At 43.9% G+C, this 15,896-nt stretch carries 11 protein-coding genes; 4 read left to right on the forward strand and 7 right to left on the reverse strand.

Annotated elements, in window-relative coordinates:
- Positions 1-168: 168 nt before the first annotated feature.
- Positions 169-399, reverse strand: a complete 231-nt coding sequence (locus NYE43_RS10030) for an excisionase family DNA-binding protein (protein ID WP_024121629.1) — start codon at positions 397-399, stop codon at positions 169-171.
- A gap of 182 nt (positions 400-581) precedes the next feature.
- Between NYE43_RS10030 and ggt the strand changes: the two genes are divergently transcribed.
- Positions 582-2,345, forward strand: a complete 1,764-nt coding sequence (gene ggt / locus NYE43_RS10035) for a gamma-glutamyltransferase (protein ID WP_095713037.1) — start codon at positions 582-584, stop codon at positions 2,343-2,345.
- Between the two features lie 280 nt (positions 2,346-2,625).
- On the opposite strand, the gene NYE43_RS10040 is transcribed toward ggt, so the two are convergent.
- Positions 2,626-3,495 carry a LysR family transcriptional regulator gene (locus tag NYE43_RS10040; protein WP_101861449.1) on the reverse strand — a complete coding sequence of 290 codons (870 nt, stop codon included), beginning with the start codon at positions 3,493-3,495 and terminating at the stop codon, positions 2,626-2,628.
- Positions 3,496-3,623: 128 nt separating this feature from the next.
- On the opposite strand from NYE43_RS10040, the gene NYE43_RS10045 reads away from it, so the two are divergent.
- Positions 3,624-4,613: a zinc-binding dehydrogenase gene (locus tag NYE43_RS10045; protein WP_326323876.1), complete on the forward strand. Its 990-nt coding sequence runs from the start codon at positions 3,624-3,626 to the stop codon at positions 4,611-4,613.
- Between the two features lie 55 nt (positions 4,614-4,668).
- On the opposite strand, the gene gltD is transcribed toward NYE43_RS10045, so the two are convergent.
- Together gltD and gltB are read right to left on the reverse strand one after the other, a co-directional pair.
- Entirely contained in the window at positions 4,669-6,150 is a 1,482-nt protein-coding gene (gene gltD, locus NYE43_RS10050; protein ID WP_326323877.1) for a glutamate synthase small subunit, read from the reverse strand.
- A 16-nt stretch (positions 6,151-6,166) separates the two neighbouring features.
- Positions 6,167-10,729 carry a glutamate synthase large subunit gene (gltB, locus tag NYE43_RS10055; protein ID WP_326323878.1) on the reverse strand — a complete coding sequence of 1,521 codons (4,563 nt, stop codon included), beginning with the start codon at positions 10,727-10,729 and terminating at the stop codon, positions 6,167-6,169.
- Positions 10,730-10,875: 146 nt separating this feature from the next.
- Between gltB and gltC the strand changes: the two genes are divergently transcribed.
- Complete coding sequence (gltC, locus tag NYE43_RS10060; RefSeq protein ID WP_024121635.1) at positions 10,876-11,778, forward strand: glutamate biosynthesis transcriptional regulator GltC; 903 nt, start codon at positions 10,876-10,878, stop codon at positions 11,776-11,778.
- Between the two features lie 60 nt (positions 11,779-11,838).
- Here the strand turns inward: gltC and proB are convergent, their stop codons facing one another.
- From proB to rtp, 3 genes are all read right to left on the reverse strand, one after another.
- Complete coding sequence (proB, locus tag NYE43_RS10065; RefSeq protein ID WP_326323879.1) at positions 11,839-12,954, reverse strand: glutamate 5-kinase; 1,116 nt, start codon at positions 12,952-12,954, stop codon at positions 11,839-11,841.
- A 15-nt stretch (positions 12,955-12,969) separates the two neighbouring features.
- Positions 12,970-13,848, reverse strand: coding sequence for a pyrroline-5-carboxylate reductase (gene proC / locus NYE43_RS10070; RefSeq protein WP_101863279.1), 879 nt, complete (start codon positions 13,846-13,848; stop codon positions 12,970-12,972).
- Positions 13,849-13,994: 146 nt separating this feature from the next.
- Positions 13,995-14,363 (reverse strand): replication termination protein, encoded by a 369-nt coding sequence (gene rtp, locus NYE43_RS10075; RefSeq protein ID WP_326323880.1) that lies wholly within the window; start codon positions 14,361-14,363, stop codon positions 13,995-13,997.
- A 304-nt stretch (positions 14,364-14,667) separates the two neighbouring features.
- Between rtp and NYE43_RS10080 the strand changes: the two genes are divergently transcribed.
- Positions 14,668-15,885: a cytochrome P450 gene (locus NYE43_RS10080; protein WP_213418683.1), complete on the forward strand. Its 1,218-nt coding sequence runs from the start codon at positions 14,668-14,670 to the stop codon at positions 15,883-15,885.
- Positions 15,886-15,896: the final 11 nt, after the last annotated feature.

Consider the following 15,896-nt stretch of genomic DNA (forward strand, 5'->3'; position numbering starts at 1 on the left):
CCCTATCTTCTGAAATGGCATTTACAGGCTCATATAAAGCTTTTCCGCCTCCTGAGACAAATCACTCTGACCCTTCCCGAAAAAGCCCTTATAACGCAATATGACGCTTTTCTTTTCGAGATGCTCACAAAAAATATGCAAAAAAAAGACACAATTTGAAATTGTGTCCTAGTCTTCATCCTTTACATCAATATCTTCTGGGATCGGTTCATTTAATATTTCCTGCACGAGCGCTTTGTAATTTTCCAGCTGTTCGAGATGCGTTTTGAACTGTCCCTTATAAATCAAAAATTGCTCACCGTCATGAACGGCCCTGATTTTACCTTCGAGCACCAAACTTTTAATATAATCCTCTGAAAGATTTGCATATTCTGCTGTTTCTTTAATCGTTAAATACATATAGCATTCCTTTCTGAATCCGTATGCTGTTTCTACTATAGCACATGACTCACCCCCATATAATCAATTTCACACAGAAATAAGGCCGAATGATATAGATAATATACCATTTGTCACTTGTGAAACCGCTGTATTTTTTTTACGCTAAGATTGTAACATAACAGCTTAATAGGAGGGAGAACATGAAAAAAACGTGGAACGTCTGTTTAGCAGCCATGCTTAGTGTTCTGTTAGTCGCTGGAAGTGCTCCATTTCACGCGGAAGCTAAAAAGCCGCCCAAAGGCTATGACGAGTACAAACAAGTAGATGTAGGCAAAGACGGAATGGTTGCGACTGCGCATCCTCTCGCTTCAGAGATCGGAGCTGACGTCCTGAAAAAAGGCGGAAATGCCATTGACGCGGCGGTTGCCATTCAGTTTGCGCTTAATGTCACAGAACCGATGATGTCAGGTATTGGCGGCGGCGGTTTTATGATGGTGTATGACGGAAAAACAAAAGATACGACGATCATTGACAGCCGTGAACGCGCTCCCGCAGGCGCAACTCCGGATATGTTTCTCGATGAAAACGGCAAAGCGATACCTTTCTCCGAACGTGTCACAAAAGGTACTGCCGTTGGTGTTCCGGGTACACTGAAAGGGCTGGAAAAAGCCTTGGATACATGGGGAACCCGTTCGATGAAACAATTAATTTCCCCCTCTATAAAACTCGCTGATAAAGGCTTTCCGATTGATTCAGTGTTAGCAGATGCGATTTCTGATTATCAGGAAAAATTATCACGGACTGCCGCTAAGGATGTATTTCTGCCGAATGGCGAGCCGCTTAAAGAAGGCGATACGCTCATTCAAAAAGATCTGGCCAAAACCTTTAAGCTCATTCGTTCGAAAGGCATAGACGCCTTTTACGAAGGCAGATTTGCCAAAGCCCTTTCTGATACTGTTCAGGATTTTGGGGGATCAATGACCGAAAAAGATTTAGAAAATTATGACATTACAATTGACGAACCAATTTGGGGAGAATATCAAGGCTATCAAATCGCAACGACTCCTCCTCCAAGCTCTGGCGGCGTTTTCTTGCTGCAAATGCTAAACATTCTCGATGATTTTAACCTTTCACAATATGATATCCGCTCATGGGAAAAATACCATCTGCTCGCTGAAACCATGCATTTGTCTTACGCTGACCGTGCGGCTTATGCAGGCGATCCCGAATTTGTAAATGTTCCTCTCAAAGGTTTGCTTCACCCCGACTATATAAAAGAGCGCCAGCAATTAATCAGTTTAGATGAAGTCAACAAAAAACCAAAAGCCGGTGATCCTTGGAAATACGAAGAAGGAACCGCAAACTATAAGCAAGTCGAACAGCCGAATGATAAAGTAGACGGCCAAACGACACACTTTACCGTCGCGGACCGCTGGGGCAATGTTGTTTCCTATACAACAACAATTGAACAGCTGTTTGGCACAGGCATTATGGTTCCTGATTACGGCGTCATTTTAAACAATGAACTAACAGATTTTGATGCGGTTCCAGGCGGAGCCAACGAAGTTCAGCCGAACAAGCGGCCATTAAGCAGCATGACACCGACGATTTTGTTTAAAGATGACAAACCAGTTCTCACCGTCGGATCTCCTGGAGGGGCAACGATTATTTCTTCCGTGCTGCAAACCATCCTCTATAATATAGAATATGGAATGGAATTAAAAGCAGCGGTTGAAGAGCCGAGAATTTACACAAACAGTATGAGCTCCTACAGATACGAAGACGGAGTTCCAGAGAATGTACTCAGCAAATTAAAAGACATGGGCCATAAATTCGGCACAAGTCCAGTGGACATCGGAAACGTGCAAAGCATTTTTATCGACCGTGAAAACGGCACCTTCAAAGGAGTAGCCGATTCAAGCAGAAACGGCGCAGCGATCGGAATTAATTTAAAACATAAATAAAAAAGAAAAACTGTACTCATTTTTGCCGAGTACAGTTTTTTGCTGTGAACGATTAATCTTGCCTATGGTACCCGCAAACTCCTTAACGGTCGGTACGAATACCTTTCAATATAACATCCAGACATGTGCCAGATAACAATTCGAAACACATAAAGGTTTGATCAGCTAATCAATTCATAGACCTTAAAGCTTCTTTGTTTTTTTGAAAACCGTCTCTCCAGCTTACGAAACCAAAAATCTATCCAGCATCCCCTGCTATTGTTGAATCTTCTCTTCTTGATTAGACTGATTGGATAAATTTGGCCTCATTCAATTCTGCAATAAACCGCTGAAATGCACTGGTCATAAAAAAGTCTTTCCTGTAAATAAACACAATCGTCATATCCTGATATGATGCGGGAAGCTGGTGAACGTACACCCTTTGGCGATGGACAGAGCAGGCAATAGCCGACTTTGGCAGCAGCGCCGTTCCCAAACCAGCGGAAACACCTCTGATAACGGCTTCCAATGTGCCAAATTCTATGATTTTTTGCTGTTGAATACCTGCTTCCTCCAATAATCTTTTGACCCTATCGCGATGAGAGCAGCCGGTTCCAAAAAAGAGCATCGGCAGCCGTAGCATGTCCTCTATCGCCCCTTCCTCCGGTGAAATCAACACCAATTCCTCATAGGAAACAGGAATTTGTTTGATATCCATGTATTCAACAGGACCGTACACAAAAGCGCCATCCACCTTATGATCTAGAACTTGCCGAACCAAGCTGTGCGTATCACCTGTGTTCACTGATAAATCAACTTCAGGAAAACGTCTGAGGAATGAAGCTGCATGTTCAGGCAGGTGAGTGACCGCTGTTGTTTCCAATGCTCCAAGCCGCAACGGCCCTTTCGGATGCTGACTTAACTGCGCTGATTTCTCAGCTTCGTCTAATAATGATAAAACTTGATCTGCGTATTGTAATAGGTTTTCCCCCGCAGCCGTTAACGTCATTCCACGATTTGTCCGGTGAAATAACTTGATATTCAGATCTGTCTCAAGCTTATGGATTCTGGCTGTTACATTAGATTGAACATAATTCAGCTGCCGGGCTGCTTTTGTTATACTTCCTTCACGGGCAACAGCCCGGAATATCTTTAATTCTCCGCTTTCCACACGCTGTCACCTTCTTGCTATGATTAAAAGTGATACCGGCAATCATTTTTGTTCATTTTACTTGAAGAAAACCGCTGTGTAAAATATGTGAAGATCATAGATTACGAGGAATATAGGAGGCAGACGGCATGAAAGCGGTTATTCATAACGGAAAAAGCGGACTTCGGGGGTTAGCGTATCAGGACATCCCTTCTCAAAATCCCGGAAACGGAGAAGTGAAAGTAAAGTTGAAAACGGCGGGATTAAATCACCGGGACCTGTTTCTCATGAAAAATAAAACTGAACAAGATCCTGAGTTTATTCTGGGCTCTGACGGTGCTGGTATTATTGAAGCGGTCGGTGAAGGTGTAGATCATCTGGCTGTTCAAACAGAAGTGGTGATTTTACCGACTTTGAATTGGGAAGTAACAGATGATGTACCTCCTGTTCCGGATATTTTGGGAGGCCTTTCAAACGGAACACTTGCTGAATATGTGATCATTCCTTCACAAAACGCAGTGAAAAAACCTTCTTATCTATCCTGGGAGGAAGCAGGCGTGTTGCCATTATCAGCTCTGACCGCATATCGAGCACTTTTTACAAAGGCCCAATTAAAAAAAGGCGAGCATATTTTGATACCCGGAATTGGAAGCGGCGTTGCAACTTACGCACTATTAATGGCTAAAGCGATTGGAGCAACTGTAAGCGTGACTTCTCGAAGCGAGGAAAAAAGAAAAAGAGCAATACAATTAGGCGCTGACCACGCTTTTGAAAGTTACAGCAATTGGTCTGAACATCTTCAAGGACAAAAAGCTGATGTCATTCTCGATAGCATAGGGCCGGCCCTCTTTTCAGAATACTTTGATCATGTTAAACCGAACGGCCGTATTGTCAGCTTTGGTGCAAGTTCGGGTGATAATCTCAGTTTTCCGCTGCGTTCTTTATTCTTTCCGCAAATCAATATATTGGGAACGTCAATGGGAAGCCGTGATGAATTCCGTGAAATGCTGCATTTCATGGAAAAACATAAACTTCGGCCCGTGCTTGACCGGACATATCCTATAGAACAAGCACATGAAGCATATACCAGTATGCTGGAAGGCAGCCAGTTTGGGAACATCGGAATCACAATAGATTAAAAAAGAAACCGGCTGACAAACAGTCCGGTTTCTTTTTTTATATAATCCCCTTTATTTACGGCAGAACTGAACTCCCCATCAAATATCGGTCAACTTCACGCGCCACTTCACGGCCTTCATTAATCGCCCATACGATTAAGCTTTGGCCTCTTCTTGCATCCCCTGCGGCGAAAACACCATCGATATTTGTTTTATAATCCCCATATGCTGCGCTGATTTTGTTGTTATTAGAATCAACACCAAATTGTTTTAAAAGCGGCTGTTCTGTGCCTTCAAAGCCGATAGCGATAAAGACGAGCTGAGCAGGCCATACTTTTTCAGTTCCAGGCAGTTCACGGAACTCGTATTTTCCATGCTCATTTTTCATTTTCTCCATTTGAATCGTATGGAGCTCTTTCAATTTGCCGTTTTTATCGGCAACCAATTTTTTTGTTTGGATCGAATATTCTCTCGGATCTCTTCCGAATTTTGCTTCTGCTTCTTCATATGCATATTCAAGCGTAAAGACGTGCGGCTGTTCAGGCCACATATTATCATTCGTGCGAGCCGGAGGAAGTTTCGGGTGTTTGCCGAATTGGTGCACGCTTTTGGCTTTTTGGCGCAAAGCGGTAGCCACACAGTCAGCTCCTGTGTCTCCGCCTCCGATCACGATAACGTCTTTCCCCTTCGCATCAATGAATCGCTTGTCTTTAAAGTTAGAATCTAAATAGCTTTTTGTAGCAAGCGTCAAGTAATCCATCGCGTAGTGAACACCTTTTGATTCGCGTCCCTCGATTAACAGATCCCGCTGTTTTTGAGCACCTGTGCAAAGGATCACGGAATCAAATTGCTCTTTCAGCTCATCAGCCGTTATATCAACGCCAATTTCCGTATTTGTAACAAAATCGATTCCTTCTTGCGTCAGCAACTTAATGCGGCGTTCGACAATTCCTTTTTCAAGTTTCATGTTTGGAATGCCGTAAGTTAAAAGTCCGCCCGCTCTGTCTGCGCGTTCAAATACAGTGACAGAATGTCCAGCTTGGTTCAGCTGGTCAGCACTCGCCAGTCCGGCTGGGCCCGACCCAACGATGGCAACTTTTTTGCCTGTTCGTTTTTTCGGAATTCTAGGCTGAATCCAGCCATTCTCAAACCCTTTATCAATTATGGTCCGTTCAATATTCTTAATCGATACGGCCGGGTCGGAAATCGCTAGTGTACATGACCCTTCACAAGGAGCGGGACAAACCCGCCCTGTGAATTCAGGAAAGTTGTTTGTTTTTAAAAGCCGTTCTAATGCTTCTTTCCATCTGCCTCGGTAGACAAGATCGTTCCATTCAGGAATTAAGTTGTAAATCGGACAGCCGGATGTAAATCCGTTAATGTCAGCACCGATCTGGCAAAACGGTGTACCGCAATCCATACACCGCGCCCCCTGCCGTTTCGACGCTTCTTCTGAAAAAGGAGCAGAATATTCCTTCCAGTCCTTTAAGCGAGTGAGAGGGTCTCGCTCAGCTGGTTTTTCTCGTTTGATTTCCATAAATCCAGTTGGTTTCCCCATGTTCCTCTCCCCTTCCTTACTGTACTACCGTTTGTTTTTGTCCCGCCGGCGCTTTTTTCTGCTTTGGTTTCGTATTGGCTTCAAACGCGTACATGACGGCTTCTTCCTCAGATAAGCCCGCAGCTTTTTGCTCTTCGATGCTCGCAAGCATTTGTTTATAGTTTTTCGGAATCACTTTAATGAATGTTTTCACGCTGTCTTCCCACTGTTCAAGCAGGTCTGCTGCTTTTTGGCTGTTTGTATACGCGGCATGCTTTTCAAGCATTGCTTTAACTTGTTGAATTTCTTTTTCATCCTCTAATGACTCAAACAAAATCATTTCAAGGTTGCATTTGCGTTTAAATGCTTTTACATCTTCGGCCAATACATACGCGATTCCGCCGGACATACCAGCCGCGAAGTTTTTGCCGACATCACCCAGTACGACAACACTTCCGCCTGTCATGTATTCACAGCCGTGATCACCGATGCCTTCAACAACAACATTCACACCGCTGTTCCGAACGGCAAAGCGTTCACCTGCACGGCCGTTAATATATGCTTCTCCGCTCGTCGCGCCATAGAATGCCACGTTGCCGATAATTACATTTTCATGTGATTCGGAGTTGAATCCTTCCGGTGATTTGACAATGATTTTTCCGCCAGACAGACCTTTTCCGACATAGTCATTTGAATCTCCGTCTAAATAAAGCGTCATGCCTTTTGGAACGAACGCTCCAAAGCTTTGGCCGGCTGAACCTGTGAATTGCAGCTTAATCGTATCTTCCGGAAGTCCTTCTTCTCCGTAACGTTTCGAAATTTCACTGCCTGTTACAGTGCCTGCTACACGGTTTGTGTTATTGATTTCGACTGAAATATCAGCTTCTTTTCCCGATTCAATGGCATCTTTTACAGCAGGTAGAATTGTTGTGATATCGAGCGATTGATCAATTTTATGGTTTTGCGGCGTTTGGAATGTCCGTATCCCTTCCGGCTGATAAAGAAGTGTGGACAAATCAAGCTGACTCGCTTTCCAATGCGCCTTTGCCCGCTCACTCACGTTAAGTGCGTCAGTGCGGCCGATCATTTCATCGAACGTTTTAAAACCTAATGCAGCCATGTATTCACGGACTTCTTCAGCAATAAACAACATGTAGTTCACAATATGATCAGGATCTCCCATGAACTTTTTGCGAAGTTCAGGATTTTGAGTCGCTACCCCGACAGGACATGTATCCAAATGGCAGGCGCGCATCATAACACAGCCGAGAACAACTAACGGAGCAGTTGCGAAACCGAATTCTTCGGCGCCGAGCAATGCGGCCATGACGACGTCGCGGCCTGTCATAAGCTTTCCGTCTGTTTCTAATACAACACGATCACGGAGTCCGTTCAGCATTAAGGTTTGGTGCGCTTCTGCAAGGCCAAGCTCCCACGGAAGCCCTGTATGTTTAATGCTTGTTTTAGGTGAAGCACCTGTACCTCCGTCGTAACCGCTGATAACGATGACATCTGCAGTTGCTTTAGCAACACCCGCAGCGATCGTTCCGACACCAGCTTTTGAGACCAGCTTCACGCTGATTCTTGCATCACGGTTCGCATTTTTTAAATCGTGAATCAGCTGGGCTAAATCCTCGATTGAATAAATGTCATGGTGAGGAGGCGGTGAAATCAATCCGACCCCAGGTGTTGATCCGCGGACATCGGCAACCCAAGGATACACTTTATTGCCTGGCAGCTGTCCGCCTTCTCCCGGTTTTGCGCCTTGCGCCATTTTAATCTGCAGCTCATCGGCGTTGACTAAGTAATGGCTTTTCACACCGAATCGTCCGGAAGCAATTTGTTTGATCGCGCTTCTTCTGTCATCGCCGTTTTCATCAGGCACAAAGCGTTTTGGATCTTCTCCGCCTTCACCGCTGTTGCTTTTTCCGCCCAAGCGGTTCATCGCAATCGCTAATGCTTCGTGGGCTTCCTTGCTTAATGATCCAAATGACATCGCACCTGTTTTAAACCGTTTGACAATCGATTCAGCAGATTCTACTTCCTCCACTTTTAGAGGCTTGCGGTTTTCGTCAAATGAGAACAAGTTTCGCAGGAATCCGATTCGTTCTTCATCTGCCGCTTTCGTATATTGTTTAAACAGATTGTAATCATTTCTGCGGCACGCCCATTGCAAGGTATGAATCGTTTTCGGGTTAAATGCGTGATGCTCTCCGCCGTTTCTCCATTGGAAGTCACTTCCCGGTTCAAGCGTTTTGCTGTAGTCATCCTTATAGGCTTCCTGGTGGCGGCGCTGTGCCTCTGCCGCAATGGTATTTAAGTCAATGCCGCCGAGCTGTGATGCTGTTCCTGTAAAATAAAGGTCAATCACGTCACGGCTGATTCCTACCGCTTCAAAGATTTGGGCGCCCCTGTAGCTCTGTACCGTAGAAATCCCCATCTTCGACATCACTTTTACGACACCTTCGGTAATGCTTTTTCCATACTTGCTGACTGCTTCTTCATAGCTGATATCCAAGCGGCCTTCGTCAATTTCCTGCTTATAGGTCGCATATGCCAGATAAGGATTGACAGCATCGGCTCCATAGCCGATTAGAGCTGCAAAGTGATGAACTTCACGTGCTTCTCCCGATTCAACGATAATGCTGACTTTCGTGCGCAATCCTTTTCGGATTAAATGCTGGTGCAGTGCGCTGACTGCTAACAGCGGCGGAATTGGCGTTAACTGCTCATTCATTGCTCGATCGGACAAAATCAAAAGACTGACGCCTTGACTGATTGCTTTCTCAGCTTGGGTGAACATGTCTTTTAACCCGCGTTCAAGATCTTCTGAAAACAGCATATTCATTTTTTGGCTTCTTAAATCAGGATGGACGATTGTTTTCAGCGCATAAAACTGCTCATTTGATAACACGGGTGTATACAGCTTGATTCGGCGGACGTTTCGTTCATTCGGATGAAGGAGGTCGCCTTCTGCTCCGAGCCAAGTCATTGTTGAAGTCACGAGCTGCTCACGAATTGCGTCAATCGGCGGGTTGGTAACCTGTGCAAACAATTGCTTAAAATAGTTAAACAGCGATTGCGGGCGATCAGACAAAACAGCAAGCGGCGAATCGTTCCCCATTGAGCCGAGAGGGTCTTTTCCTTCTTTAATAACAGGAATTAAATATTTTTGAATATCCTCATATGTGTATCCAAACGCTTTCTGACGCGTAAGAAGATCCGTGAACTGCTCTTCCTCTCTTGTTTCCGGATCAGGATTCACTTGCACAAGCTCTTCCTCAAGCCATTTTTGGTACGGATATTCAGTTGCGATTTGTGTTTTTACTTCTTCATCAGAAATGATGCGGCCTTCTTCCAGGTCAATTAAAAGCATTTTTCCTGGTTCAAGGCGGTTTTTATATAAAACGTTTTCCTGTTCAACCTCAATAACGCCGACCTCAGATGAGAAAATAATATAATCATCCTTTGTCACATAATAACGGGCCGGACGTAAACCATTTCGGTCGAGTATTGCGCCGATCTGTTTTCCGTCAGTAAATGAAATGGCCGTCGGACCATCCCAAGGCTCCATTAATGAGCTGTGATACTCATAAAACGCTCTTTTTTCTTTAGACATGTGCGTATTTTCTGTCCATGGCTCAGGAATCAGCATCATCGCCGTATGTGCCGGCTTGCGTCCAGCCATAACGAAAAACTCAAATGCGTTATCTAAAATGGAAGAGTCACTGCCGTCAGCATTCAGAATCGGAAGAATTTTATTGAGATCCTCACCAAAACTTTCAGACACAAATTGCTGTTCACGTGCTCTCATCCAGTTGATATTTCCTCGAAGGGTGTTAATCTCACCATTGTGAACCAAATAACGGTTTGGGTGTGCTCTTTCCCATGTAGGGAAGGTATTCGTGCTGAAGCGTGAATGAACTAGTGCAAAAGCGGATACGAATGCCTCATCTTGCAGATCGGAATAAAACGCATCAACCTGTTCAGGTGTTAAAAGGCCTTTATAAACAATAGTTTGGCTTGAAAGACTGGCAAAATAAAAATCTAGGCCTTCCGTTACTCCCCAGTTTTCAGCCTGTTTACGAATGACATACAATTTTCGCTCAAAGGACAAATCATCCTTCAGGTCAGAACTTGCGCCAATGAATACTTGACGGACAAACGGACAGCTTTTTTGTGCTACTGTTCCGATTTTTCCGACATTTACAGGTGCAGTTCTCCATCCAAGCACAACTTGGCCTTCCTGTTCAATCAGTGCATTGATTTGCTTTTCGATTTTTTTTCTTTCATCTTCCTTCTGCGAGAAAAAGACCATTCCTACCCCGTAACGTCCTTTTTCCGGCAGATTGATGTCTTTGCACTCTTTCTTAAAGAAAGCATCAGGGATTTGAACCAGTAAGCCGGCGCCGTCTCCCGTATCCGGATCACTGCCTTGACCTCCTCTGTGGTCGAGCTGGCAAAGCATCTGCAGCCCCTGTTTGACGATGTCATGTGTCGCCTTGCCTTTTAAGTGCGCATATAGGCCGATTCCGCATGCATCATGTTCAAATTCAGGACGGTAGAGACCTTGAGCTTTTGGCATTTGATTGTAAGTCATAATTCCTCTCCCCCGATCAGATTCCGATAATACCGGTCATAAAATCTAACAACTCTAATATTATTGTAGGTTTTCAAAACGATATAAACAATATATAATTTAGATCAAAAGAATCTCAAAATGAGATAGATGGATGTGAAACTTACATGGAGCTGCGCCAACTGCGTTATTTTATGGAGGTTGCAGAACGGGAACACGTTTCAGAAGCCGCTGATTATCTGCATGTGGCCCAATCAGCAATCAGCAGACAAATTGCAAACCTTGAAGAAGAATTAAATGTTACTTTATTTGAGCGTGAAGGGAGAAATATCAAACTCACTCCGATTGGAAAAGAATTTTTAATTCATGTCAAAACAGCGATGAAAGCCATCGATTATGCAAAAGAACAAATTGATGAGTACCTTGACCCGCATCGCGGAACCGTAAAAATCGGCTTTCCTACAAGCCTCGCCAGTCAGCTTCTGCCGACTGTCGTTTCGGCATTTAAAGAAGAATATCCGCACGTAGAGTTTTTGCTGCGCCAAGGCTCTTATAAGTTTCTGATTGAAGCTGTCAGAAACCGCGATATCGATTTAGCGTTATTAGGCCCGGTGCCGACGAATTTTCCAGACATAGCAGGAAATATTTTATTCACGGAAAAAATTTACGCGCTTGTACCTTTAAATCATCCGCTCGCCAAACAAAAAACGGTGCATTTAATCGATTTGCGCAACGATCAATTTGTGTTGTTTCCGGAAGGATTTGTGCTCAGAAAAATGGCGATTGACTCTTGCAAACAAGCCGGGTTTGCCCCTCTTGTCTCTACAGAGGGTGAGGATTTGGACGCTATCAAAGGATTGGTGTCCGCAGGTATGGGTGTCACCCTTCTGCCGGAGAGCACTTTTGCTGAAACGACACCCCGATTTACTGTGAAAATTCCAATTGAGTTTCCTCAAGTGAAACGGACTGTCGGGATTATTAAGCCGAAAAACAGAGAGCTTGCACCTTCAGCGCAGGATTTTTATGAGTTTGTCATTCAGTTTTTCTCGAAATTGGAACAGTATCAATAAAAAAGAACCCGAGCTTCTCTGGAGAAGTTCGGTTTTTTTGTTCCCGTGTATTTCTTCTATTTAATATACAGGCAAAGATAAATCCACATGGCATACAAACGCTTCTGGATCAATCACAGCTTTGTTTTTCATGCCTTTATTTTTTTCGGGTGTCTCAAGCTGCGAGGAAGAATAATTGACGATCCCGAGGCCGATGTCTTCACCATGAGAATCAGTCAGGCGGACAACAGCGCCGCTTTTAAATTTTCCTTTAATCTCCCTTACACCATCTGGGTATATACACGATTGACCGTCAGCTATTTGGCCGGAACAGTCATCTGATAACACAATTTCACCTTCTGGTCCGGAATTAAAAGCGATCCACTGCTCTTTTTGATTCAACGGAAGCGTTCCCTCAGCTTCAAAATAGGTGCCTTCCGCCTCTCCATGAACAGCTTGATATAATATATCTGCAGCGTCTGCCTGGCCAAGAAATCCTTTTATGCCGGATGCCATCACAATTTTAAACGCATCCAGTTTGGACCGCATGCCTCCGGTGCCGACCTCGCTGTCTGTATCGCCTGCACACGCTTCAATTTCCGGTGTAATCTCACTGACCCGCTGCACCCTTTTCGCTTTTGGATTATTTCGCGGATTGCCGTCATATAAACCGTCGATATCCGATAAAATCACAAGCAAATCTGCATCGATTAATCCGGCGACTTTGGCCGCGAGTGTATCATTATCGCCAAACTTAAGCCGATTGACGGTCACTGTGTCATTTTCGTTAATTATCGGGATAATACCGCGTTCGAGCAGTACATTCATTGTGTTCCGAACATTGTGATATCGGTATTCATCAGAAAAGTCGCTTCTTGTAATTAAAATTTGGGAAGCCACATAACCGTGCGCCAAAAACAGCTTTGAATAAGCCTCCATCAGCAACCCTTGACCGATTGAAGCAGACGCTTGTTTTTCAGGCAGATTATCTGGTCGCTGAAGAAACCCGAGCTTGCGATATCCTGCAGCTACTGCGCCGGAAGAAACCAGGATGACTTCATATCCGGCGTCTTTTAGTTTGGCGACCTGGTCCACTAAAGCTTCCAGTTTGCGAATGCTGATTTCCCCATGAAGACTTGTTAATGAACTGCTGCCGATCTTCACGACAACTCTTTTCATTTCTGTTTCAGACGTCACTTTATCACTCCTGTTTTATAGCGGTGCCGCTGTTTTTTCGATATCATCGCTGATTTCCTTTGAACGCTTAGCCGCATGTTTAATGGCTTGAGAAATGGCTTCTCCTCCGCCGCTCTTCTTCAAGGCCTGCAATCCGGCAGCAGTCGTTCCATTTGGCGAGGTGATATTATCTCTCAGCACCTCGGGCTGTTCTCCTGTCTCCATCAGCATTTTTGCAGCACCCAAGAGTGTCTGTGCACCGATGCTTCGTGATAAATGTTTATCAAGGCCCGCTTCCTCGCCTGTCTTTTCGATGAATTCCATTAAATAATAAAAATACGCAGGGCCGCTGCCGGCAATTCCCGTAAAAATATCCATTTGATTTTCCTGGATTGTATACACTTCACCCATACAGCCGAGCAAAGCCGCCGTCAGTTTTTCTAAATCATCTGTCACATGCCTGCCAAGTGCGATGGCAGTTGCAGAAGCGCCGATCATACTTGATGTGTTAGGCATTACTCTGACAACCGGCTGTTGATTATGCAATGATTGTTCAATATAAGAGGTGGTTATGCCGGCTAGCACCGACAAAATTAATTGATGGGGTTGGATGCGTGTTTTTAATGATGACAGAGCGCTTTCAGCATCTTTTGGCTTCATCGCCAAAATGAGCACATCCATGTCTTCAATACATAAGTGATCCGGCGCCACGCCTTTGATTCCATATTGAAGTTCAAGCTCAGCTAATCGCTCTGTATTGCTGCGGTTTGTAACGCAGATGTTTTGTTTTGGGATTTTATTGGCACGAACGATACCTGATATCATTCCTTCCGCCATAGATCCGGCTCCGATAAAAGCTACTTTTTTTTGATCAAAGATCGGTAACATCTCCTTTGTTCGCTTTTTTGTTCGTATTTTCACACGTTTAAAATGTTACCACGTGAGGAAATGATGTCAAGTTTGAAGGCCACTATTGATTTGTATTGTTTCATTTCGACAAATATGTATAATGAAAAACAGAAAACACCCGATACTCGTGACTATGCCGGGTGTTTTCTATGTTAAAAATTATCTGACAGTGCTTTTTCAATCAGTTTCTTGCAGCGATCCAGCTCTACTTTCAGCTGTTTTTTATACAGCTTGGCTGCCTCGTAATCTTTAAATTGATAGAGGACCACTTCTTGGAGCTTAGCCCCTTCTTTCTTTACTTTGATTTGTTTTAATATCCCATCATCAAGAAGCTCATGCAAAGACCGGTAAACCTCTGTATGGTTTGGTTTAAAACCAATCTCTTTAAATTCTGATCGAAGCACTTCCAGAAGCTTTAACCCGTAAAGTCTTTTCTGCTCAGTCATGGTAATCATATAAAGCTTCAAAAACGTGCGCTGCTTGACTAAAAATCCAGTGGAACTTCTTTTTTCTTCTTTCATCGGTCTGCACCCCTTCTCTGTAAACTGAGAACACCATGTACTAAATATTCAATTTTTTCCTGTTGTTCTCCTTCTTCTATTCATAACATGATAATCAAGTTATTTTGTGTTTGGTGTTTGTATGGCTGGTGGGAATAGAAAAAGATAAAATGAACATTTGGTACATAGTTTGTTTGGTTCATTATAACTTGTTTTCACTATGATCTTCAATTTAAAACTATTGTCCGGTTTACATTTTCTTCAATATATGTCCGTTGAATTGAAAAACAGCCTTTGATAACGTAGCGATAAAGGAGATGATAAAATGACAAAGCAAACAGCGCGCCCTGCCAAAGAAGAACGTTACGCCAACTTGATTCCCATGAAAGAATTGCAATTCGAAAAGGATCGTCTTTTCCCCTTCCCGATTTATGAAAAGCTTCGGAAATCGTCTCCTGTCCGCTATGACAAACAGCGTGATTGCTGGGATGTTTTTAAGTATGATGACGTTCAATTCGTCCTGAAAAATCCCAAACTTTTTTCATCCAAACGCGGCATACAGGCAGAAAGCATTTTAACAATGGACCCTCCGAAACATACCAAATTACGTGCACTCGTCAACAAATCGTTTACTCCAAAGGCAGTGAAACAAATCGAAACCCGCATAAAAGACGTTACAGCATTCCTCTTACAGGAGGCGCGGCAAAAAGACACAATCGATATGATAGATGATATAGCAGGCCCCCTTCCTGTTATTATCATTGCTGAAATGCTTGGAGCACCGATTGAAGACCGGCACATCATCAAAACATACTCCGACGTGCTCGTTGCCGGAGCGAAGGACAGTTCAGACAAATCTGTCGCTGACATGGTTCAAAAACGCCGGGACGGCCACGCTTTCTTAAGTAACTATTTTAGAGACATTCTATTAAAACGACGAGCCCAGCCAAAAGAAGATTTGATTACGATGCTTTTGCAGTCAGAAGTCGATGGAGAATATCTAACAGAAGAGCAGCTGCTCGGTTTTTGCATTCTACTTCTTGTCGCGGGAAACGAAACGACTACTAATTTGATCGCGAATGCTGTTCGCTATATCACGGAAGACACAGCCATGCAACAACAGATAAGACAGAATACAGACTATGTGCCTAATATAATAGAAGAAACACTCCGCTATTATCCGCCTGTTCAAGCCATCGGACGAGTTGCAGCAGAAGATATAGCGCTTGGCAGAGCATTTATAAAGAAAGGATCTTCCGTTATCAGCTGGGTCGCGTCAGCCAATCGGGATGAAGCTAAATTTTCTGAACCTGATCGTTTTATCATTAACCGCCCCTCCTATCCCCATCTCAGCTTTGGGTTCGGAATTCACTTTTGCCTCGGCGCACCATTGGCCAGGCTCGAAGCAAAAATCGCTCTTTCCTCCCTCTTGTCTATGTCAGCTTATATTAAAAAAGCTGATGATGAACAGAAACTCGAAGCGGTACCAAGTCCTTTCGTGTTTGGCGTTAAACATTTACCTGTGCGGATTGAATTCAAATAAAAAAAGCCTGT

Origin of the sequence: Bacillus sp. FSL R5-0434 (assembly GCF_038004745.1) — a bacterium.
GTDB classification, from domain to species: domain Bacteria; phylum Bacillota; class Bacilli; order Bacillales; family Bacillaceae; genus Bacillus; species Bacillus halotolerans.